Raw genomic sequence first — 20151 nt, 5'->3', positions numbered from 1 at the left:
GTGCTGGGTGGCGTGTACTTCGCGTGAGGGGCGTCGTCCTCATCACCGGCGTGATGGCGGCCGGGAAATCGACGGTGGCGCAGGCGTTGGCGGAGAGGCTGCCGCGGGCGGCACACGTGCGTGGTGATGTCTTCCGGCGCATGATCGTGTCCGGGCGCGAAGAGTACGTTCCCGGGGCCGACGGCGAGAGCGAGGCGCAGCTCCGGCTGCGGTACCGGCTGTCGGCGGCGACCGCGGACGCGTACGCGGAGGCCGGGTTCACGGCGGTGGTCCAGGACGTGGTGCTGGGGCGGGAACTGACGTCGTATGTCGCTCTGGTGCGCACGCGGCCCCTGTACGTCGTCGTACTGGCTCCGACTCCCGAGGCCGTGGCCGCGCGCGAGGCCGGGCGGGCGAAGACCGGTTACGGCGCGTGGACGGTCGAGGAGCTGGACGGGGCGCTGCGTGCGGACACTCCCCGGCTCGGGCTGTGGCTGGACAGCTCAAAGCTGACGGTGGAGGAGACGGTGGAGGCGATCCTCGCGGAGCGGGAACGGGCGAGGGTGCGCTGAGCGTCTGTGGTCCGGGGCGTTGTCAGTGGCGGGGCGTACTGTTCTGAGCAGTGGGGAACGGCCGCCGGAGTCGTACGGCGAAACGGCGCATGCCCGGCCGCGCCCTGCACGGGGACTGTGAGCAGACACATGCGCCCGGGCACATGTGACGAAGCACATGCGGGGGAAGCAATGAGCACGACCAGTGCCGCCGCGGCGGTGATCACGCTGACCGAGGACCAACTCGATCCGTACGTCACGCACGGGGCGACGCGCCGCTGGCTGACGGGGCCCGGACTGCCGGGCGACAGCGGCCTGTTCACCTTCGAGGAGCTGGTCCGGGAGGGCCTGCGGACGGTCGGGGAATCCACCGGCGACCCCGACGGCCGGCTGGCGGCGGAGCTGCGGGACCAGCTGGTCATAGGGGCGCTGCTCGACCCCCGGGGCCTGGAGACGGAGTCGGTGCTGCTGGACGGCGCGACGGGGGAGATCGCGACGACGTACTTCCTGCACGACCGCCCCGACCTGATGGACAGCCGCCCGCTGGCACCGTCGCTCGGCACGCTGGTGCGGTTCGCGACCGCGGCGGACGAACTGGCGGGGCTGCGCGGCCAGTTCGCGTCCTACGCCGGCCGTTTCGGCCCGAAGGCGGCGGCGGAGGCGTCACGCCATCTGCTGGCGGTGTTCGAGGAGGGTACGGACGGCGAGGTGCCGCCGTTCTGGAAGATGGCGGCCCTGATCCGCCCCCTGTCCCTGGTGGCGGGTCCGGGGACGGCCTCCGGACTCGCTCTCGACCTCCCCACCCGCCTCCTGGACGGCGAGTTCGGCCACGGCAAGGTGTGGCGCTTCGAGGACGTCGACTTCCCCTCCACCCTCACGCACGAGCCGACCCGCCGCTTCCTGCGCGACACGGGCCTGCCTGAGGACGGCGTGCTCTTCCACCTCGACACGGACGTCCCCCTGCCGACCCTGGCCGAGCACTACGCCTACCAGGGCCCGGACGGCTTCGATCCCGCCCGACTCCCGCACAGGGCCTCCCACTTGATACGGCTCGGCCATCTCGTCGAGGACAACAGCCTGGTGGTCGACGGCGAAACGGGCGCGGTCCTCAACTGGAGCGAGCCCGAGGCCACCCTGTACCCGCTGAACACGGACGTCTCCACCCTGGCCTTCACCCTCTGGCTCCTGCACCGGGAGAGGGCCATCGACGAGGACCTGGCAGGCGAGCTGACGACCGACGCCTACGAGCAACTGGCCACGACGGTGATCCACACCCTGTCCACCATCGACCCGACCACCCTCACGACGGAGCCCGGCCGGCACTACTGGACGGAGGCATTCCAGGACGAGGCGGGCGGGGCCCTGTAATCCGCAAAACGCCGAGGGCGGCACCCTCAGCGGATGCCGCCCTGCCGTTCTGCCTGGTCAGGCAGTCAGAGGCCGTGGCGGGAATTGAACCCACGTACCTCGCTTTGCAGGCGAGTCCCTAAGCCACTCGGGCACACGGCCGGGTCGGAGTGGAGCGCTGGGCTCCGTTCCGAACTCGGTGAAACGACCGTACGGCGGGGCCGGGAGAGGGCTCAAGGGAAACAGGGGGGCTGCAACGGGACTGCCATACGGCGTTCATGAATGGGCGGCGGCAGGCTTGGGCGAGTGCGTGGTTGAGGACGACCGCGGACGGATCCGGGTGACACCGGGTGGTACCACGTAGTACCGTCGAAGCATGGCTGGGTTGAACCTGCGGTTTACGGACGAAGAGCTCGACGCCCTGCGTGAACGTGCGGCGGCCGAGGGTCGCAGCATGCAGGCCTTTGCGCACGACGCGGTGATCGCGGCCATAAACGAGCACTCGCGGCTGTTCAACGAGGCTGCCGAGCACGTCCTGAAGGCGAGTGCCGAGCTGAACCGGAGGCTCGCCTGATGCACTACCTCACCCTGCCCGAGCTGCTGAACCTCGCACAGCGGCTCGGGGCGGACGAGGTGCGTGACTACGGACTGCTGGACTCGGCCCTGGCGCGTCCGCAGTCGAGTGTCTTCGGGCAGGACGCCTATCCGGACGTGTGGCAGAAGGCGGCCGCACTGATGGAGTCCCTCGCCCGCAACCATGCCCTCGTGGACGGCAACAAGCGCATCGCCTGGTACGCGACCTGGGTCTTCCTGCATATGAACGGGCACCCGTTGGACGCCGACTTCGATGTGGACGAAGCGGAGCGGTTCGTGCTGGATGTCTGCCAAGGCGCCCTGGACGTACCCAAGATCGCGGCCCAGCTGCCTCGCTTCGCACGCTGACTGTGACCTCGGTCCCACCCGTCGGCGACGTGGCCCCGTCCGCGCGTTGACACGGTCGGCCCGCCGGTAGGGTGGCCCGGTTGTCATACCCAGCCCGAGCCGCCCGACCACCCACGGAGACCGTGACTACCACCGCCGCAGCCAGCTCTGCCTCGCACTCCCACCATCTCTCTCCCGCCTTCCCCGGCCGTGCCCCCTGGGGTACCGCCAGCAAGCTGCGTGCCTGGCAGCAGGGGGCGATGGAGAAGTATGTCCAGGAGCAGCCCCGCGACTTCCTCGCCGTGGCCACCCCCGGCGCCGGCAAGACGACCTTCGCGCTGACGCTCGCCTCCTGGCTGCTGCACCACCACGTCGTGCAGCAGGTGACCGTGGTCGCGCCGACCGAGCATCTGAAGAAGCAGTGGGCGGAAGCGGCGGCGCGCATAGGCATCAAGCTGGACCCCGAGTACAGCGCGGGCCCGCTCGGCAAGGACTACCAGGGCGTGGCCGTCACGTACGCCGGTGTCGGCGTGCGCCCCATGCTGCACCGCAACCGCGTCGAGCAGCGCAAGACGCTCGTCATCCTCGACGAGATCCATCACGCCGGTGACTCCAAGTCCTGGGGCGAGGCCTGTCTGGAGGCCTTCGAGCCGGCCACGCGGCGGCTCGCGCTCACCGGTACGCCGTTCCGCTCGGACACCAACCCCATCCCCTTCGTGACGTACGAGGAGGGCAACGACGGGATCCGGCGCTCCGCCGCCGACTACACCTACGGCTACGGGAACGCGCTCGCCGACCATGTCGTGCGGCCCGTCATCTTCCTCTCCTACAGCGGCAACATGCGCTGGCGCACCAAGGCCGGCGACGAGATCGCCGCCCGGCTCGGCGAGCCCATGACCAAGGACGCGATCAGCCAGGCCTGGCGCACCGCCCTCGACCCGCGCGGCGAGTGGATGCCCAGCGTGCTGCGCGCCGCCGACCAGCGGCTGACCGAGGTCCGTAAGGCCATCCCGGACGCGGGTGCCCTGGTCATCGCCTCCGACCAGGACTCCGCTCGGGCCTACGCCAAGCTGATCCGCGAGATCACCGGGAACAAGGCGACCCTCGTCCTCTCCGACGACGCCGGCGCCTCGAAGCGGATCGACGAGTTCAGCGAGAGCAACGACCGCTGGATGGTCGCCGTCAGGATGGTGTCGGAAGGCGTCGACGTGCCACGCCTCGCGGTCGGCGTGTACGCCACCACCATCTCCACCCCCCTCTTCTTCGCCCAGGCCGTCGGCCGCTTCGTGCGTTCCCGGCGGCGCGGCGAGACCGCCTCCGTCTTCCTCCCCACCGTCCCCGACCTCCTCACCTTCGCCAACGAGATGGAGGTCGAGCGCGACCACGCCCTCGACAAGCCGAAGAAGGAGGGCGAGGAGGACCCGTACGCCGAATCCGAGAAGGAGATGGAGGAGGCGAACAAGGAGCAGGACGAGGACACCGGTGAGCAGGAGGAGTTCTCCTTCGAGGCGCTGGAGTCCGACGCCGTCTTCGACCGGGTGCTCTACGACGGCGCCGAGTTCGGCATGCAGGCCCACCCGGGAAGCGAGGAGGAGCAGGACTACCTCGGCATCCCGGGACTCCTCGAACCCGATCAGGTGCAGCTCCTCCTCCAGAAGCGCCAGGCCCGGCAGATCGCGCACAGCCGCAAGAAGCCGGACGCCGAGGCGGACCTGCTGGAGCTGCCCGCCGAGCGCCGCCCCGTCGTCTCGCACAAGGAGATGATGGAACTGCGCAAGCAGCTCAACACCATGGTCAGCGCCTACGTCCACCAGAGCGGCAAGCCCCACGGCGTCATCCACACCGAGCTGCGCCGCACCTGCGGCGGCCCGCCGAGCGCCGAGGCCACCGCCGGACAGCTGCGGCAGCGCATCGCCAAGGTGCAGGAGTGGGCCACGCGCATGCGGTGAACGGCCGTTGCGTGCCGAGCCTCTCGCGCCGTACGTATCGGGACATACGCAGGTACTCCCTCCCCGTATGTGCCCGGATTCTGGACGGAGACTTCCGCTCAGCGAACTCCCTTCGCTACTGTCCGGCTACGCACACGCCCCGTGGCAGCGCCGCCGCGGAGCGCAGCCGTGAAGCGACGCGGCCCGGCAGCGGCCGGGCCGCCGGCCGATCGGCGGCCTCTGTTGCGCGTCACCGACGGGACTCGGTGACGCACCGCCGCTCGGAGGTCGCCGACCTCACCACTTGGAGGAGTGGGCGTCGTGACCGCGGAGACCTCTCAGACGCTCGACCGGGGACTGCGCGTCCTCAAGCTGCTGGCCGATACGGACCACGGGCTGACCGTCACCGAGCTTTCCAACAAACTGGGCGTGAACCGGACCGTGGTGTACCGGTTGCTCGCCACGCTGGAACAGCATGCGCTCGTACGGCGTGACCTGGGCGGCCGCGCCCGGGTCGGGCTGGGGGTGCTCAGGCTCGGCCGGCAGGTGCATCCGCTGGTGCGGGAGGCCGCGTTGCCGGCGCTCCGGTCGCTGGCCGAGGACATAGGTGCGACGGCCCATCTGACGCTGGTGGACGGGGCGGACGCGCTGGCCGTGGCCGTCGTCGAGCCGACGTGGACGGACTATCACGTGGCGTACCGGGCCGGGTTCAGGCACCCCTTGGACCGGGGCGCCGCGGGCAAAGCGATCCTTGCCGCGCGGGCCAAACCGGCGGGGGAGTGCGGGTACACGCTGACTCATGGGGAGTTGGAGGCGGGGGCCAGCGGGGCCGCGGCGCCGCTCCTCGGCGTCACCGGCGTCGAGGGCAGCGTCGGCGTGGTGATGCTGGCCGACGCGGTGCCGGAGCGGGTCGGGCCGCGGGTGGTCGACGCGGCCCGGGAGGTGGCCGAAGCCCTTCGCTGAGCCGCACCGGGTTGGCCGATGCGCCAAACCGCTCCCGTCATCTCTGGCCGATCCTTTCACCGCTGTCCGTCTGAATGCCCGCATCATCGGGGCCAAGCAGCGGAACGGCGGAGAGGGCGGCCAGTGGACGCAGTCAGGATTCGGGCCGAGGTCGGGCGGCGGAAGGTCCCTCTCGACCTCACCTCCGATGTCGTCGCCCTCACCCGCGCCCTGGTCGACATCCCCTCCGAGAGCGGGCAGGAGGGCCGGATCGCGGACGCCGTCGAGGCCGCCCTGCGGGCCCTTCCCCATCTCACCGTCGAGCGGATCGGCAACTCGGTCCTCGCGCGCACGCACCTCGGCAGATCCCAACGGGCCGTCCTCGCCGGGCACTTGGACACCGTCCCGGCCGCCGGGAACCTGCCCTCCCGGCTCCATGACGACCGTGTGCACGGCCTCGGTGCCTGCGACATGAAGGGCGGCGTCGCCGTCGCCCTCCGCCTCGCGGCCACCGTTACGGTCCCCACCCGCGACCTCACCTACGTCTTCTACGAGTGCGAGGAGGTCGAGGGCGACCGCAACGGGCTGCACCGGATCGCCGCCGAACGCCCCGACCTGCTGGAAGACGCCGACCTCGCCGTCCTCATGGAACCCTCCGACGCGGGCGTCGAGGCCGGCTGCCAGGGCGTCCTCACCGCCGACATCGTGGTGCGCGGCGCGCGCGCCCACACCGCCCGCTCCTGGATGGGCGTCAACGCCGCGCACCTCGCCGCCCCCGTCCTGCAGCGGCTCCACGACCACACGCCGGAGCGCGTCGTGATCGACGGGCTGGAGTACCGGGAGGGCCTGAGCGCGGTCGCCGTACGCGCCGGGGTCGCCGGGAACGTCGTACCGGACGAATGCGTGATCACCGTCAACTCCCGCTTCGCGCCGAGCCGTTCACCGCAGGAGGCGGAGGAGTGCGTGCGCAGGCTCTTCCCCGAGTACGAGGTCCGTGTCACCGAAGTGGTACCGGGCGCCCTCCCGGGGCTGGACCGCCTCGCCGGCCTCGTGTCCGCGCTCGGCGCCGCACCCCGCCCCAAGCTCGGCTGGACCGACGTGGCCCGCTTCGCCGCGCTCGGCACGCCCGCCCTCAACTTCGGCCCCGGAGACCCGGCGCTGGCGCACACGGCGGGGGAGTACGTACCGGTCGAGCACCTGCGCACCTGCGAGGAACGCCTCAGGACGTGGCTCCTGCAGGCCCCTTGAGCCCTGCCAGCGTCCTCAACTGAAGCCACAGCACCAGCCGTTCGTCGGGGTCGTCGAGGTCGATCCCGACGTGCTGCTGTGCCTGCTTCAGGCGGTAGCGGCAGGTGTTCGGGTGCACGGCGAGCAGCTTCGCAGCCCCCGCCATGTCGCAGCCCGCGTCGAACCAGCTGACCAGGGTGCGCGCGTAGTCGGTGCCGTGCTGCTCGTCGTACGCCAGCACCCGCCGCCACGCCCCCGCCCTCAACTCCCGCCGCTCGCCCAGCACTTCCGTGAGCCGCAGCAGCGTCACCCGCGGGCGCACCTCGTCCACCGTCGCCACCGGCAGGTCAGGGCCGAGCACCCGCAGCACCAGCTCGGCGTCCTCCCGCGACCCCACGACCTCCGCCGGCCCCGTCACCACCTCGCCCAGCGCCGCCCGCACGGGCACCCGCAGTGCCTGTCCGGCCCGCGCCACGATGTCCTCGGCCAACCGCCTGTGCCGTGCGCCCGGCCCGGGAAGGACCGCGTACACCACCCCGTCGACCAGCACGCACGCGTGCCGCCCGTAGCGCGCCTCGCACTGCAGTCGTACGACGTCCAGCAGGCGCAGGGCGGTCTGCTCGGCGTCCGGCAGGCTCGCGGCGTCCAGGACGAAGGCGGCCACCCGGACGGCGCCTTCGAGTCCCAGGCGGTCGAAGGCGGTCGACGGGTCCGCCGTGCCGTCGAGCAGCCGGCGCAGCAGGTCGCTGTTCTGGTGGCGGGCCAGCTCCTGCGCCGCCCGGGCCCGCAGCAGAAGCAGGGCCGCCGTGGACGCGCCCTGCGCCAGGGTCTCCTCGGCGTCGGGTGCGAGCGTGCCGTCGTCGACCACCCAGACCGAGCCGAGCGTCTCACCGCCCGCGCGGACGGCGACCGCGAGGCGCGGCAGATCGCCGTCCCGGAGCGCGGGCATCCGTACCGGCCCGGGGGACGCGAACAGCACCCGGTACTGCTCGCTGTTGGGCGTGCTGGCCGGCACCTGGAGGCCGAGGATGCTCTGCCGCCGGTCCTCGTCGACCGGCTGGCCCGGGACCGTGGAGTAGGCGAGGATCCGCTGGCGCGGGTCCTCCACGGCCGTCGCGCCGCCGGTCGCCGCCGCGACCGCGTCCGCGAGCGCGAACAGGTCCCCGAGGCCGCCGGCCGACGGTGCGGTCCGGGCGCCGATCGCCGAGGACAGCAGCAGGTGGACGTGGTGCCAGGCCGCGTCCTCGTCGACCGACAGCAGCGCGAGGCCGTGCGCCTCCGCCTCGCCGACCGGCCCGTCCGGACCGCGTACGACAAGCCCGGTCATCCCGGCCTCCGAGGCCGCCCGGACGAGAGGACCGGCCGCCGCCGCCCGCACGCCCACGGCCAGCAGCAGTGCGCCCGGAGCATGCGGCATCGGGGCCTGGGCGTCGTGCAGCAGTACCTCGGTGACCGGGGCGGCGAGCCCGTCGGGGGCCGTGTGCAGGCGCAGTGCGGGGCCGCCGATGACGTCCAGGAGGTCGCCCAGGGTGCAGGCGTCCATGGGGCTCCTCACGTGCGGGGTGTGGCCGAACGATCGCGATTGGCCAATTTCGAAACGAACCTATGCGTATGTTGTGCAGACGTACAACCCGGAGCGGTCCCCTCCCCCCGAAACTCGACCCATGACCCTCGACAGCCCGCCCGGAGTGAGCATCCGCACCGTCCACGACGTCGCCGGTCTCGCCGCCGTCGCCGACTACTTCAGCGAGGTCTGGCAGACCCCGCGCAGCGCCCCGCCCTACCCGGCCGAAGTGCTGCACAGCCTCGTCCACGCGGGCGGCGCCGTGCACGCGGCGTACGACGGAACGCGCCTCGCGGGAGCGTCGGTCGCGGTGTTCGGACCGCAGGGGGACGCGTACTCCCTGGTCGCCGCCGCCGACCGGGGACTCGGATACACCGTGAAGCAGGCCCAGCGCGCCTGGGCCCTCGACCTCGGCGCCCGCACCATGCGCTGGACCTTCGACCCGCTGGTCGGCCGCAACGCCCGCTTCAACCTGGCCAAGCTGGGCGCCACCGGCACCGAGTACCTCGTCGACTTCTACGGCCCCATGTCGGACGGCGTGAACGACGGCGACGAGAGCGACCGGCTGACGGTGACCTGGGAGCTGGCGGCGCCGACCCCCTCGTACGAGACCACCGACCGGGACACCGCTCCCGGCACCCACACCGCCCCCGACGGAGCGACGCTCGCCCGTCGTGACCCTGCCGGCCGGCGCATCTGGTGCCGTGTACCGGACGACATCGTCCGGCTCCGCGCCGCCGACCCGGAGCTTGCCCTGCGCTGGCGGTATGCCGTCCGTGAGGTGTTCACGGAGGCCTTTGCGCAGGGGTTCACGGCGACGGGGATGTCCCGTGACGGCTGGTACACCCTTTCGAGAGAGGCAACGGCATGAAGCTGGAACGCGTGGAGATCGTCCATGTGGAGATCCCGCTGGTCACCCCGTTCCGTACGTCCTTCGGCACGATGACGACGAAGGACACCTTCCTGCTCCATGTCGTGACGGACACGGCCGAGGGCTGGTCGGAGTTCGCCGCCGACCCGGAGCCGCGGTACTGCTCGGAGTTCGTGGCCGGTGCGGAGCTCGTGCTGCGGGACTTCCTGCTGCCGCGCATCGCCGCCCTGCCGCAGCTCACCGTGGCCGCGCTCGCCCCCGCCATGGTGAAGACCAAGGGCCATGAGCTGGCGAAGGCGGCCCTGGAGACGGCGGTCCTGGACGCGGAGCTGCGGTCGTACGGCATGGCGCTCGCCACCTATCTGGGCGCGGTGCGCGAGCGGGTCCCCGCGGGGGTGTCCGTCGGCATCAAGGATTCCGTCCCCGAACTGCTGGACGACGTCGAGCGCTACCTCGCCGAGGGCTACGTCCGCATCAAGCTGAAGATCGAGCCAGGCTGGGACGTGGAGCCGGTCCGGGCGGTCCGCGAGCGCTTCGGGGACGCGCTGTCCCTCCAGGTCGACGCCAACACGGCGTACACCCTGGCCGACGCCGAGCATCTGCGGCGGCTGGACGCCTTCGGACTGCTGCTGATCGAGGAGCCGCTGGACGAGAACAACCTGTACGCCCATGCGCAGCTCCAGAGGCGTCTGCAGACGCCCGTCTGCCTCGACGAGTCCCTCCACAACGCCCGTGACACCGCCTCCGCGATCGCGATGGAGGCCTGCCGGGTCGTCAATGTGAAGCCCGCGCGCGTGGGCGGCTATCTGGAGGCCCGCCGCATCCACGACGTGGCGCACGCCCACGGGGTGCCGGTGTGGTGCGGCGGCATGCTGGAGACGGGAATCGGCCGCGCCCCCAACCTCGCCCTGGCCGCCCTGCCCGGCTTCACCCTCCCCGGAGACACCTCCGCATCCAGCCGCTATTTCGCCGAGGACATCACCGAGCCGTTCGTCCTCAAGGACGGCCACCTGCCCGTCCCCACCGCGCCCGGGATCGGTGTAGAACCGTTGCCGGACGTACTGAGGCGGTTCACCAGGGAGAAGCGAGACCTGTACGTGAGCCGACCGACACCTGGCCGGAAGTGACCGTCACGTTAGATTGATCCCGTGCTCTCTCGCCTCACACGCCCCCAGGCCCTCGTCGTCTGCGCGCTGCCCGTCGTGGCGCTGATCGCCACCGCGGTCTTCGCGCCGCTGCCGTTCTCGCTGGCGCAGCCCGGGCTGACGGCGAACGTGCTCGGGGACAACAAGGGCACCCCGGTGATCACGATCGCGGGGGCGAAGACCCGGCAGACGAGCGGGCAGCTGCGGATGACGACGATCGAGGCGACCAACCCGGACGCACATGTCTCGCTGGGCGATGTGATCAGTGCCTGGTTCGCCACGGACCGGGCCGTCATGCCGCACGACTCGGTGTATCCGAGCGGCCAGTCCACCAAGGAGATCGAGCAGCACAACAGCGCGCAGATGAAGCAGTCCCAGAACGCGGCGACCCGGGCCGCCCTGGACTATCTGCACCTCAGCGACCAGAAGGTCAAGGTCACGCTGAAGCTCGCCGACGTGGGCGGCCCAAGCGCCGGGCTGCTGTTCACCCTCGGCATCATCGACAAGCTCGACGGGAACGGCAGCGGCGGCGACCTCACGGCCGGCCGCACCATCGCCGGTACGGGGACCATCGACGGCGACGGGACGGTCGGTGCCGTGGGAGGCGTGGCCCTGAAGACGCAGGCCGCGCGCCGGGACGGCGCGACCGTCTTCCTCGTCCCGAAGGCGGAGTGCTCCGACGCCAAGGCCGAACTGCCCAAGGGCCTGCGGCTGGTCCCGGTGACCACGCTGAAGGGCGCGGTGAACGCACTGGTGGCACTGGAGTCGGGGAAGGGCTCCGTACCGAGCTGCTGACCCCGCTCCCGGCGGCTCAGTCGGTGTCCTCCAGGGGGTGCTGCCAGCGGAGGCCGGGGAAGCGGGCGAAACCGCGGTCGACGGAGTACAGCGTGGCCCCGTGCTCTATGGCGAGGGCGGCGAAGTACGCGTCCGGGACGAGGTTTCCGCGAGCCCCGGCCTTGAGACACAGGCGCTCGAAGATCTCCCAGTGGCGAGGCCCTTCCTGGACCGGCGTGGCGACCGGTGCGCTGCGCACGTCCCGCAGGAACTCCAGCGCTCTCTCCGGCTCGCTCGGCGGCTGGTAGATCCGCTGGTGGGTGACGATACGCAGGAAGCCGCTGTCGATCACCCCGTTGTACCCGACGGGCTCGTCGCCCCGCAGCCGCTCGATGAGCCATGCGTGGTAGCGGTCGTGGTCCTTGGCGTCCTCGCGGAACGCGTACACGAGGACGTTCACATCGCAGAGGATCATTCGAGGCCGTCCATGAGGTCGCGCACGGAGGCGTTGTCGTCGAGATTGACGCCGGGGCGCACCCCTCTGCCGCCGGGATCAGTGGTGAGCTTGACGATGTTCTGCGCCGCCGCCACATCCCGTGCGAACGACGCCCGCAGCGCATCCTCTATCACCGCACTGACCGTGACGCGTCTGCGCGCAGCCCGCAGCTTGGCTTGCTGGATCAGGTCCTCGGAGAGGTCGACAGTAGTCCTCATGTGTACGAGTGTAGGCACTTCGCATCTTGATGCGCCAGGGTGAATCGATGATGCGCGAGGTTGACCTACTTCACGAAACCCTCCGCCTTCATCCACCCCAGCGCCACCTGATGCGGATCCTCCCCGTCCACGTCCACCTTCGCGTTCAGCGACCGTGCCACGTCGTTGTTCAGCTTCTTCGTGACCGGGTCGAGGACCTCGGCGATCGCCGGCCACTTCTTCAGGGCCTTGGTGTTGATCTCCGGTGCCACGTTGTAGTTGGGGAAGAACTTCTTGTCGTCCTCCATCACCGCCAGGTTCATGGACTTGATGCGGCCGTCGGTGGTGAACACCTCGCCGTAGGTGCAGCTGCCCTTCTCCACCTGGGTGTAGATGATGCCGGTGTCCATCTGCGTGACGTTCTGCGCGGGCACGCTCATCCCGTACGCCTTCTCCATGCCCGGCAGCCCGTCCGCCCGGTTGGCGAACTCGCTCTCCACGCACAGGGTCACCGCGCCCGGGTTCTTCTTCGCCAGCGCGGCCACCTCCGACAGCGTCCGCGTGCCGTACTTCCTGAAGTTCGCCTGGTTCATGGCCAGCGCGTAGGTGTTGTTGAGCCGCGAGGGCGGCAGCCAGGTCAGGCCGTGCTCGAGGTCCGCGTCGTGCACCGCCTGCCACTGCTTCTGCGGGTCGGGGATCGGCTCGCTGTTGCCCTGGTACGTGATCCAGGCGGTGCCCGTGTACTCGTACATGGCGTCCACGTCGCCGGTCTTGACCGCCTCGCGCGCGCCGATCGAGCCCTGGATGCCGGTGCGGTCCAGGACGTCCGCGCCGGCCGCCTGGAAGGCGATGCCCATCATCGCGCCGAGAATGAGCTGCTCGGTGAACGACTTGGACGTGACGGTCAGATGGGCGCCGTCGAGCGGTCTGCCGTGTCCGATGGAGCCGGGCTGCACGGCGTCGACCATGGGAGAGCCGCTCTGCAGACCGCAGCCGGACGCGGCCACCAGGGCTCCGGCCAGCAGCAGGCACATACGCCCTCTCAAATCCCCACCTCCAACCCCCGCGGCCTGAGCAGGAGTTCCGCCAGCGAGGCGAGCCAGTCCACCAGCAGGGCCAGGGAGACCGTGAGGATCGAGCCCAGCACCAGCACCGGCATCCGCTGGGTCGTGATGCCGGTCTGGATCAGCACGCCGAGGCCGCCGCCCCCGCCGAAGGTCGCCAGTGTCGCCGTGCCGACGTTGAGCACCAGTGCCGTACGGATACCCGCGAGGATCAACGGGACGGCGAGCGGCAACTCCACGCGCGACAGCACCCCCACGGGGGACATGCCGATGCCGCGCGCCGCCTCCAGCAACGTCGGGTCGTTGGCCTTCAGACCTGCGATGGTGTTCGACAGCACCGGCAGGACCGCGTAGATCGTGATGCCGATCAGGGCCGACTTCATTCCCGTGCCCAGCCAGATCACCAGCAGGGCCAGCAGGCCGATCGCCGGGGTCGCCTGACCCATGTTGGCGATCGTCATCGCCACCGGGGTCAACTTCCGGAACGCCTTGCGGGTCAGCAGGATCCCCAGTGGGATCGCGATGATCAGCACGAAGAAGGTCGAGATCAAGGTGAGCTGGATGTGCTGCCAGAGGGCCTTCGACACCTGGCCGCCCGAGAGTGCGTTCTGGGAGATCGAGTCGAGGTCGGCCTGCCGGAACCACAGCCAGGTCGCGAGCAGGAGGGCGACGATCACGGAGGGCAGGAGGGTCAGCTTCTGCCGGCTGATGCGTGGCTTCAGAGGGCTCGGCGCCGGCGGTGGGGCCTCGGCCTCCTGCGCCACCTCCTGTTCGGCCTGCTCGGGTTCCTCCAGCTCCGGGGTGGTCATGCCTTGGTCACCCCGCCTGGGCCCTCCTGCTCGGCGTGTGTCTGGGCGGCCCGCAGCTCCTCCAGCTCGTGCCGGGCCTCCAGCGCCTCCAGCCGGTCCGCCTCCATCAGCTCGTGCACGGAGTTCATGAGCGTCTCCACGTCGACGACGCCCTCGTACTCGCCGCGCCGCCCGGTGACCGCGACCCGCCCCGCGTTGTCGGTGAGGACCGCCTCCAGGGCGTCCCGGAGCGTGGCGTCCCTGGTCACCGTGTCGTTCACCAGCGTGCCCGCCCGGGCCAGCGAGCCCCGCGCGCGCATGAGGTCGCCGCGCCTGAGCCATTTGTAGGGGCGGCGGCGCTTGTCGAGCAGCAGGATCTCGTTGGTCCCGCTGCCGCGGAGCCGGTTGAAGATCTCCTGGAGCGGGTCGTCGAGGGTGACGGTCGGGTAGTCGGTGATCTCTACGTCCCTCACGCGGGTCAGGTTCAGCCGCTTCAGGGCTGCCCCCGCGCCCACGAACCCGGACACGAAGTCGTCCGCCGGGTTGGTGAGGATCGCCTCCGGGGTGTCGAACTGCGCGATGTGGGAGCGTTCGCGCAGCACGGCGATGCGGTCGCCGAGCTTGATCGCCTCGTCGAAGTCGTGCGTCACGAACACGATCGTCTTGTGCAGTTCGTGCTGCAGCCTGATCAGCTCGTCCTGGAGGTGGTCGCGGGTGATCGGGTCGACCGCGCCGAACGGCTCGTCCATCAGCAGGACCGGCGGATCCGCCGCCAGCGCCCGTGCCACGCCCACACGTTGTTGCTGCCCGCCCGACAGCTGCCGTGGATAGCGGGCGCGGAACTCGACCGGGTCGAGACCGACGAGGTCGAGCAGCTCCTCCACCCGGGAGCGGATCCGCGCCTTGGGCCAGCCGATCATCTTCGGTACGAGGGCGATGTTCTGGGCGACCGTCATGTGCGGGAAGAGCCCCGCCGACTGGATCGCATAGCCCACCTTGCGGCGCAGCTTGACCGGATCGATGTCGGTCACGTCCTCACCGTTGATCCGGATGCGACCCCCGGTCGGCTCGATCAACCTGTTGATCATCTTGAGGGTCGTCGACTTACCGCATCCGGACGGGCCGACGAAGATGACGAGCTCGCCCGCCTTGATCTCCATGTTGACGTTGTCGACGGCGGGGCTGGGGTTGCCCGGATACCGCTTGGAGAGGTTCTCCAGCTCGATCGTCGCCCCATGGGTGGCCTCAGACACGGATCCCCCTGGGGATGGTCAGCCGTCCGATCAGAACGTACGCGGCGTCGAAGAGCAGCGCGAGGACGATGATCCCGAGGGTGCCCGCGAGGACCTGGTTGAGCGCGTTCTTGCTGCCCAGCGAGCCGATGCCGCGGAAGATCTCGTTGCCGAGGCCCGGCCCGGAGGCGTACGCGGCGATCGCGGCGATACCCATCAGCATCTGCGTCGAGACCCGGATCCCGGTCAGGATCGGCGGCCAGGCCAGCGGCAGCTCGACCCGCAGCAGCCGCATCAGCCGGGACATGCCGATGCCCCGTGCCGCGTCCACCAGCGACGGGTCGACCCCGCGCAGGCCCACGATCGAGTTCCGCACGATCGGCAGCAGCCCGTACAGCGTCAGCGCGATCACCGTGGGCGGCACACCCAGCCCCACGATCGGGATGAGCAGACCGATCATGGCGAGTGAGGGAATGGTCAGGACGGTCGAGGTGCTCGTGGTCGCGAGGCTGCCGGCCCAGTCGCTGCCGTAGGTGACGATCCCGATCAGTACGCCGATCACGGTGGCCACGACCATGCACTGGAACACCGCACTGGCGTGCTGGTAGGCGTCGGTGAGCAGCTGCTGGTGCCGGTTGCCCAAGTACTCCCAGAAGCTCACAGGCGCTCACCCCGGCCGTCGGCTAGGTCCTCTCGACGTCCTGGGCCGCCTGCTCCACCAGCGGGATGATCCGCAGCGGAACCGGGTTCTCCATCACGATCGCGGTGGCGGCCCGGACAATGCCATCAAAACCGACAACCAGGTCGATGACCCGCTGGAGATCCGCGTTGGAGCGGGCCACCAGCCGGCACAGCATGTCCCCGCTGCCGGTGGTGGTGTGCAGTTCGAGCACCTCGGGCACGGTCGCCAAGTGCGCCCGGACATCGGCTCCTTGGCCCTGCCGGATCTGGAGGGTGGCGAAGGCGGTGACGGGGTACCCGAGGGCCGCCGGATCCACCTGCGGTCCGAACCCGCGGATGACGCCATTCGACTGAAGCCGGTCCAGCCGCGCCTGCACCGTCCCGCGCGCCACGCCGAGGCGCCGGGACATCTCAAGGACCCCGATCCGCGGCTCCCGCGCCAGCAGCACGATGATCCGGCCGTCCAGTTGGTCGATCGCCACAGCCGCCTCCCTGGTGTGGTGGTCATCCTGTACAGAAATCCGGGGAGTCCCGGCCCCTGACTGAACAGATTGCCCAGCAAGAAAAGAAACTATTGCGCACCTTGCCGTATGGGGATGAGGCTGCCGCTATGACGCAGACCACACACCACACTCCCGACACCGCCCGGCAGGCCGACCCCTTCCCGGTCAAGGGAATGGACGCGGTCGTCTTCGCCGTAGGCAACGCCAAGCAGGCGGCGCACTACTACTCCACCGCCTTCGGCATGAAGCTGGTCGCCTACTCCGGACCGGAGAACGGCAGCCGCGAGACCGCGAGCTACGTCCTCGAGAACGGCTCCGCCCGCTTCGTCTTCACCTCCGTCATCAAGCCCGCCACCACCTGGGGCCACTTCCTCGCCCGGCATGTGGCCGAGCACGGCGACGGCGTGATCGACCTCGCCATCGAGGTCCCGGACGCCCGTCGCGCCCACGCCTACGCGATCGAGCACGGTGCGAAGAGCGTCGCCGAGCCGTACGAGCTGAAGGACGAGCACGGCACGGTCGTCCTCGCCGCGATCGCCACCTACGGCGAGACCCGCCACACCCTCGTCGACCGCTCCGGCTACGACGGCCCCTACCTCCCCGGCTTCGTCACCGCCGCCCCCATGGTCGAACCGCCCGCCCAGCGCACCTTCCAGGCCATCGACCACTGCGTGGGCAACGTCGAGCTCGGCAGGATGAACGAGTGGGTCGGCTTCTACAACAAGGTCATGGGCTTCACGAACATGAAGGAGTTCGTGGGCGACGACATCGCCACCGAGTACAGCGCGCTGATGTCGAAGGTCGTCGCCGACGGCACCCTCAAGGTCAAGTTCCCGATCAACGAGCCCGCCATCGCCAAGAAGAAGTCCCAGATCGACGAGTACCTGGAGTTCTACGGCGGCGCGGGCGTCCAGCACATCGCGCTCAACACGAACGACATCGTGCAGACGGTACGCACCATGCGCGCGGCCGGCGTGGAGTTCCTGAACACCCCGGACTCGTACTACGACACCCTCGGCGAGTGGGTCGGCGACACCCGCGTGCCGATCGACACGCTGCGCGAGCTGAAGATCCTCGCCGACCGCGACGAGGACGGCTATCTGCTGCAGATCTTCACCAAGCCGGTCCAGGACCGTCCGACCGTCTTCTTCGAGATCATCGAGCGGCACGGCTCGATGGGCTTCGGCAAGGGCAACTTCAAGGCCCTGTTCGAGGCGATCGAGCGGGAGCAGGAGAAGCGCGGCAACCTCTGAGTAGTCTGACCGCATGGCCAGGATCAACGACGTGGGCGGTACGGAGGGCTTCGGCGCCGTCGACATCACCGACGACGCCGAGCCCTTCCACGCGGACTGGGAGGCCCGGGTCGTCGGGCTCCTCGGGGCCCTGCGCGCACAGGGGATCTTCAACACGAACGAGTTCCGGGACGCCATCGAGTCGATGCCGCCCAGGGAGTACCTGGCGGCGTCGTACTACGAGCGCTGGTTCGAGGCGATCTGCACCCTGCTGGAACGCAAGGGCGTGATCGAGCCGGGTGAGCTGGAGGGACTCGATGGCTGACGGCGACCGCTTCCCGCCGGGCACGGCCGTCCGCACCTTCCACCACGACCCGCCGCACCACACCCGCCTGCCGCGGTACGCACGCGGCAAGCGCGGCATCGTGGTCGAACCGGAGGGGCGGGCGGAACTGGCCGACGTCAGCGCGCAGGGGCGCGGGGACGCGCCGGTCGAGCAGGTCTACGCCGTCCGGTTCGCGGCCCGTGACCTGTGGGGCGAGGGCGACCACCACGTCGTACTGGACCTGTGGGAAAGCTACTTGGAAGCGGATGAAGAAGGTGCGGCCCGATGAGCGGTGACCACTCCGACGCGACGATCGCGCAGCGGGTACGGCGCCTGGAGACCCTGCTGGAGGAGAAGGGGGTCCTGTCGGGCGCCCGGCTGGACGAGATCATCGACGCGTCCCTGTCCGGGGCCTCACCCGCGAACGGCGCGCGGGTCGTCGCCCGTGCCTGGATCGACGCCGAGTTCAAGGCGCGGCTGCTGGCGGACGGCACCGCGGCGGTCCGCGAACTCGGCTTCATGGAGGGGTCGTACCAGCGGCTGAGGGTCGTCGAGAACACGGACACGACCCACAACGTCATCGTCTGCACCCTGTGCTCCTGCTACCCGCTGCGTCTGCTCGGCCCGTCCCCGAGCTGGTACAAGTCCGAGGCCTACCGCTCCCGCGTGGTCCGCGAACCCCGCACCGTACTGGCCGAGTTCGGTCTGGAGCTGCCCGCCGGCACGGAGATCACGGTGTGGGACTCCAGCGCCGAGACCCGCTACATGGTCCTCCCGCGCCGCCCCGAGGGCATGGACGCCCTGGACGAGGACCAGCTCGCGGCCCTGGTCACCCGCAACGCACTGATCGGAACGGCGGCCGTCTGACCTTCGGGCGGTTCCGGATGCCCTAGTCGTCCTCCGCGCTCGGGCTGCCCGTCGGCACCGGCTCGTCCGGCGGGTCGCCCAGTGCCGCCAGCGCCTGCTTCGCGAGAGGCACCCGAAGCGGCGAGAAGTACGGGTTGATCCGCAACGCCTCCTGCAGATGCCGCCGCGCGGGCCAGGCCAGGTCCAGCTCCTGCTCGATCATGCCCCGGTGGTACGCGTACAGCGCACTGCGCACGGCGCCCCCGTGCGCCCGGTCCGTCGCCGCCATGGCGAACTTCAGCGCTCCCTTGTCGTCCCCGGCCATGTGCAGCGCCCAGCCCAGCGCGTCCGCCACCTCCGTCCCCGGCTGCCGCTGCCACTCGGCGCGCAGCAGCCGCACGGCCGTCCGCGCATCCCCGTGGTCCGCCTCGAACACACCGCGCACCAGATCGTCGTCCACACCGCCTGCCACCTCGTCCTGCACCCGGGTGCCCAGCACGTCGTACTCGGCGCGGGCGGCATCCGCCATGCCCAGGGACTCGTACAACTCGCCCAGTTCCAGTGCGTACTGGGGGCACGGCTGCTTGTCGAGCGCCACCCGGTACGCGTTCAGCGCCTCCGTCGTGCGGCCCAGTGCCGCCAGCGTCCTGCCCTGTCCGGCCTGCGCGGCCCGCTGGTCGGGGTCGAGCCGTACCGCCGCCTGGAAGTGCCTCAGCGACTCCTCCAGGTCCCCGCGCTCGAAGGCCAGCTGCCCGGACCGCTCCAGCCATGCCGCCTGCTCGGCCGGTGTGCCCGCTGCCGCCGCCGCGTCCGACAGGGCGGCCGCGGCGTCCTCCCGCCAGCCCCGGTCGCGGTAGAGGGCCGCGGCCCGCGCCCGCACGGCGGCCGCCCCGGGATGCAGCTCCAGCAGCCGGTCCAGTGTCTTCTTGGCCGCCTTGTAGTCACCGAGCCCGGTGTAGGCGTCGATCAGCAGCGGATACGTCGTCCACCGCTTCGGCGCGAGCTTCAGCGCCGCCTCGCCCCAGGTCCGCGCCGACCGGAAGTCCCGGCGGGCGTTCGCCAGCGCCGCCATGCCGGCCTGCGCCGCCGCGTTCCCCTTCTCCCGGACCTTCAGCGAGGTCCGCAGCGCCCTGTCGGCCCGCGGGTAGTTCGACGCGTCCGCCGTGCGCCGCCCCTGCTCCACGTAGGCCGTCCCGAGCACCGCCCACGACTGCGCGTCCTCGGGGTGCGCCCGCACCCGGGCCTCACGCCCGGCGATCAGCATCGCCAGATCGGGCAGCGCGGCCGGCACCCCGGAGGTCACCGCGGTCAGCGCCTGCGCGCCCGGCGCCGGCGCGGGCGCCACCGGCCGGGGCACGGCCGCCCGCTCCCAGGGCCACAGCGCCAGCGCCCCACCGAGCACCGCACACCCCGCGACGGCGGCGATCAGCACCCGTCGGACCGGACGCGGGCGGCGGCCCTCCGCTTGCTTCTCCATGGCGATCACTGTGCGTCAATACGACGAGCACATCCCGGCATACGTCCAGTGCCGTAGACGG

The 20151-nt window shown here is 70.6% G+C and carries 23 protein-coding genes and 1 tRNA gene; 14 read left to right on the top strand and 10 right to left on the bottom strand.

What is annotated here, in order from left to right:
- Positions 1-23: 23 nt before the first annotated feature.
- Positions 24-551 carry an AAA family ATPase gene (locus ABD355_RS25260; RefSeq protein WP_344402899.1) on the top strand — a complete coding sequence of 176 codons (528 nt, stop codon included), beginning with the start codon at positions 24-26 and terminating at the stop codon, positions 549-551.
- A gap of 171 nt (positions 552-722) precedes the next feature.
- Positions 723-1898 (top strand): SUKH-4 family immunity protein, encoded by a 1176-nt coding sequence (locus tag ABD355_RS25255; protein ID WP_344402898.1) that lies wholly within the window; start codon positions 723-725, stop codon positions 1896-1898.
- A gap of 69 nt (positions 1899-1967) precedes the next feature.
- Here the strand turns inward: ABD355_RS25255 and ABD355_RS25250 are convergent.
- Positions 1968-2039, bottom strand: a tRNA-Cys gene (locus ABD355_RS25250).
- Between the two features lie 214 nt (positions 2040-2253).
- Here ABD355_RS25250 and ABD355_RS25245 point away from each other — a divergent pair.
- The 5 genes from ABD355_RS25245 (at position 2254) to dapE (ending at position 6916) form a co-directional block, all read left to right on the top strand.
- The gene (locus ABD355_RS25245) at positions 2254-2451 is read left to right on the top strand and encodes a hypothetical protein (RefSeq protein ID WP_124441851.1); all 198 of its coding nucleotides are present in this window, start codon (positions 2254-2256) and stop codon (positions 2449-2451) included.
- Positions 2451-2819 (top strand): type II toxin-antitoxin system death-on-curing family toxin, encoded by a 369-nt coding sequence (locus ABD355_RS25240; RefSeq protein WP_062703422.1) that lies wholly within the window; start codon positions 2451-2453, stop codon positions 2817-2819. Before ABD355_RS25245 ends, ABD355_RS25240 begins: the two co-directional genes overlap by 1 nt.
- A gap of 122 nt (positions 2820-2941) precedes the next feature.
- Complete coding sequence (locus tag ABD355_RS25235; protein WP_344402897.1) at positions 2942-4747, top strand: DEAD/DEAH box helicase; 1806 nt, start codon at positions 2942-2944, stop codon at positions 4745-4747.
- Positions 4748-5047: 300 nt separating this feature from the next.
- Entirely contained in the window at positions 5048-5689 is a 642-nt protein-coding gene (locus tag ABD355_RS25230; RefSeq protein WP_344402896.1) for an IclR family transcriptional regulator, read from the top strand.
- Between the two features lie 123 nt (positions 5690-5812).
- Positions 5813-6916, top strand: coding sequence for a succinyl-diaminopimelate desuccinylase (gene dapE, locus ABD355_RS25225; RefSeq protein WP_344402895.1), 1104 nt, complete (start codon positions 5813-5815; stop codon positions 6914-6916).
- Here the strand turns inward: dapE and ABD355_RS25220 are convergent.
- Entirely contained in the window at positions 6888-8438 is a 1551-nt protein-coding gene (locus ABD355_RS25220; protein ID WP_344402894.1) for a PucR family transcriptional regulator, read from the bottom strand. The genes dapE and ABD355_RS25220 overlap by 29 nt on opposite strands.
- Positions 8439-8559: 121 nt before the next feature.
- Between ABD355_RS25220 and ABD355_RS25215 the strand changes: the two genes are divergently transcribed.
- Genes ABD355_RS25215 through ABD355_RS25205 form a run of 3 tightly spaced genes read left to right on the top strand, consistent with a single transcriptional unit; the run spans position 8560 to position 11270 of the window.
- A complete protein-coding gene (locus ABD355_RS25215) occupies positions 8560-9330 on the top strand; it encodes a chorismate synthase (protein WP_344402893.1) in 771 nt (256 codons plus the stop codon).
- Positions 9327-10457, top strand: a complete 1131-nt coding sequence (gene menC, locus ABD355_RS25210; RefSeq protein ID WP_344402892.1) for an o-succinylbenzoate synthase — start codon at positions 9327-9329, stop codon at positions 10455-10457. Before ABD355_RS25215 ends, menC begins: the two co-directional genes overlap by 4 nt.
- A 21-nt stretch (positions 10458-10478) precedes the next feature.
- On the top strand, positions 10479-11270 hold the full coding sequence (locus tag ABD355_RS25205) for a YlbL family protein (RefSeq protein ID WP_344402891.1): 792 nt from the start codon (positions 10479-10481) through the stop codon (positions 11268-11270).
- A 16-nt stretch (positions 11271-11286) separates the two neighbouring features.
- Here ABD355_RS25205 and ABD355_RS25200 read toward each other — a convergent pair whose 3' ends face one another.
- From ABD355_RS25200 to ABD355_RS25170, 7 genes are all read right to left on the bottom strand, one after another.
- A complete protein-coding gene (locus ABD355_RS25200) occupies positions 11287-11709 on the bottom strand; it encodes a type II toxin-antitoxin system VapC family toxin (protein WP_344402890.1) in 423 nt (140 codons plus the stop codon).
- 11 nt (positions 11710-11720) lie between these two features.
- A complete protein-coding gene (locus ABD355_RS25195) occupies positions 11721-11963 on the bottom strand; it encodes a hypothetical protein (protein WP_266955802.1) in 243 nt (80 codons plus the stop codon).
- A gap of 65 nt (positions 11964-12028) precedes the next feature.
- Entirely contained in the window at positions 12029-12988 is a 960-nt protein-coding gene (locus ABD355_RS25190; protein ID WP_344402889.1) for a glycine betaine ABC transporter substrate-binding protein, read from the bottom strand.
- Positions 12985-13815 (bottom strand): ABC transporter permease, encoded by an 831-nt coding sequence (locus ABD355_RS25185; RefSeq protein ID WP_344402888.1) that lies wholly within the window; start codon positions 13813-13815, stop codon positions 12985-12987. Before ABD355_RS25185 ends, ABD355_RS25190 begins: the two co-directional genes overlap by 4 nt.
- Entirely contained in the window at positions 13812-15047 is a 1236-nt protein-coding gene (locus tag ABD355_RS25180; RefSeq protein WP_344402886.1) for an ABC transporter ATP-binding protein, read from the bottom strand. The genes ABD355_RS25185 and ABD355_RS25180 overlap by 4 nt, the downstream gene beginning before the upstream one ends.
- On the bottom strand, positions 15040-15687 hold the full coding sequence (locus ABD355_RS25175; RefSeq protein WP_344402884.1) for an ABC transporter permease: 648 nt from the start codon (positions 15685-15687) through the stop codon (positions 15040-15042). Before ABD355_RS25175 ends, ABD355_RS25180 begins: the two co-directional genes overlap by 8 nt.
- A gap of 22 nt (positions 15688-15709) precedes the next feature.
- Positions 15710-16189, bottom strand: coding sequence for an Lrp/AsnC family transcriptional regulator (locus tag ABD355_RS25170; protein ID WP_344402883.1), 480 nt, complete (start codon positions 16187-16189; stop codon positions 15710-15712).
- Positions 16190-16317: 128 nt separating this feature from the next.
- Between ABD355_RS25170 and hppD the strand changes: the two genes are divergently transcribed.
- The 4 genes from hppD to nthA are packed head-to-tail and all read left to right on the top strand — an operon-like array spanning position 16318 to position 18634.
- Positions 16318-17463: a 4-hydroxyphenylpyruvate dioxygenase gene (gene hppD / locus ABD355_RS25165; RefSeq protein WP_344402882.1), complete on the top strand. Its 1146-nt coding sequence runs from the start codon at positions 16318-16320 to the stop codon at positions 17461-17463.
- A 13-nt stretch (positions 17464-17476) separates the two neighbouring features.
- The gene (locus ABD355_RS25160; protein WP_344402881.1) at positions 17477-17767 is read left to right on the top strand and encodes a hypothetical protein; all 291 of its coding nucleotides are present in this window, start codon (positions 17477-17479) and stop codon (positions 17765-17767) included.
- Positions 17760-18056: an SH3-like domain-containing protein gene (locus ABD355_RS25155; protein WP_115907904.1), complete on the top strand. Its 297-nt coding sequence runs from the start codon at positions 17760-17762 to the stop codon at positions 18054-18056. The genes ABD355_RS25160 and ABD355_RS25155 overlap by 8 nt, the downstream gene beginning before the upstream one ends.
- Positions 18053-18634 carry a nitrile hydratase subunit alpha gene (nthA, locus tag ABD355_RS25150; protein ID WP_344402879.1) on the top strand — a complete coding sequence of 194 codons (582 nt, stop codon included), beginning with the start codon at positions 18053-18055 and terminating at the stop codon, positions 18632-18634. Before ABD355_RS25155 ends, nthA begins: the two co-directional genes overlap by 4 nt.
- Positions 18635-18656: 22 nt before the next feature.
- On the opposite strand, the gene ABD355_RS25145 is transcribed toward nthA, so the two are convergent.
- The gene (locus ABD355_RS25145; RefSeq protein WP_344402877.1) at positions 18657-20090 is read right to left on the bottom strand and encodes a tetratricopeptide repeat protein; all 1434 of its coding nucleotides are present in this window, start codon (positions 20088-20090) and stop codon (positions 18657-18659) included.
- Positions 20091-20151: the final 61 nt, after the last annotated feature.

The organism is Streptomyces longisporus (assembly GCF_039532765.1).
GTDB lineage: Bacteria > Actinomycetota > Actinomycetes > Streptomycetales > Streptomycetaceae > Streptomyces > Streptomyces longisporus.
This window is presented reverse-complemented; position numbering and strand designations above follow the sequence as displayed.

Excerpts from the sequence above, each read along its gene's own strand:
- ABD355_RS25255 (WP_344402898.1), top strand. The coding sequence starts at position 723 with ATGAGCACGACCAGTGCCGCCGCGGCGGTGATCACGCTGACCGAGGAC.
- ABD355_RS25245 (WP_124441851.1), top strand. The coding sequence starts at position 2,254 with ATGGCTGGGTTGAACCTGCGGTTTACGGACGAAGAGCTCGACGCCCTG.
- ABD355_RS25240 (WP_062703422.1), top strand. The coding sequence starts at position 2,451 with ATGCACTACCTCACCCTGCCCGAGCTGCTGAACCTCGCACAGCGGCTC.
- ABD355_RS25220 (WP_344402894.1), bottom strand. The coding sequence starts at position 8,438 with ATGGACGCCTGCACCCTGGGCGACCTCCTGGACGTCATCGGCGGCCCC.
- ABD355_RS25215 (WP_344402893.1), top strand. The coding sequence starts at position 8,560 with ATGACCCTCGACAGCCCGCCCGGAGTGAGCATCCGCACCGTCCACGAC.
- menC (WP_344402892.1), top strand. The coding sequence starts at position 9,327 with ATGAAGCTGGAACGCGTGGAGATCGTCCATGTGGAGATCCCGCTGGTC.
- ABD355_RS25195 (WP_266955802.1), bottom strand. The coding sequence starts at position 11,963 with ATGAGGACTACTGTCGACCTCTCCGAGGACCTGATCCAGCAAGCCAAG.
- ABD355_RS25185 (WP_344402888.1), bottom strand. The coding sequence starts at position 13,815 with ATGACCACCCCGGAGCTGGAGGAACCCGAGCAGGCCGAACAGGAGGTG.
- hppD (WP_344402882.1), top strand. The coding sequence starts at position 16,318 with ATGACGCAGACCACACACCACACTCCCGACACCGCCCGGCAGGCCGAC.
- ABD355_RS25160 (WP_344402881.1), top strand. The coding sequence starts at position 17,477 with ATGGCCAGGATCAACGACGTGGGCGGTACGGAGGGCTTCGGCGCCGTC.
- ABD355_RS25155 (WP_115907904.1), top strand. The coding sequence starts at position 17,760 with ATGGCTGACGGCGACCGCTTCCCGCCGGGCACGGCCGTCCGCACCTTC.
- nthA (WP_344402879.1), top strand. The coding sequence starts at position 18,053 with ATGAGCGGTGACCACTCCGACGCGACGATCGCGCAGCGGGTACGGCGC.
- ABD355_RS25145 (WP_344402877.1), bottom strand. The coding sequence starts at position 20,090 with ATGGAGAAGCAAGCGGAGGGCCGCCGCCCGCGTCCGGTCCGACGGGTG.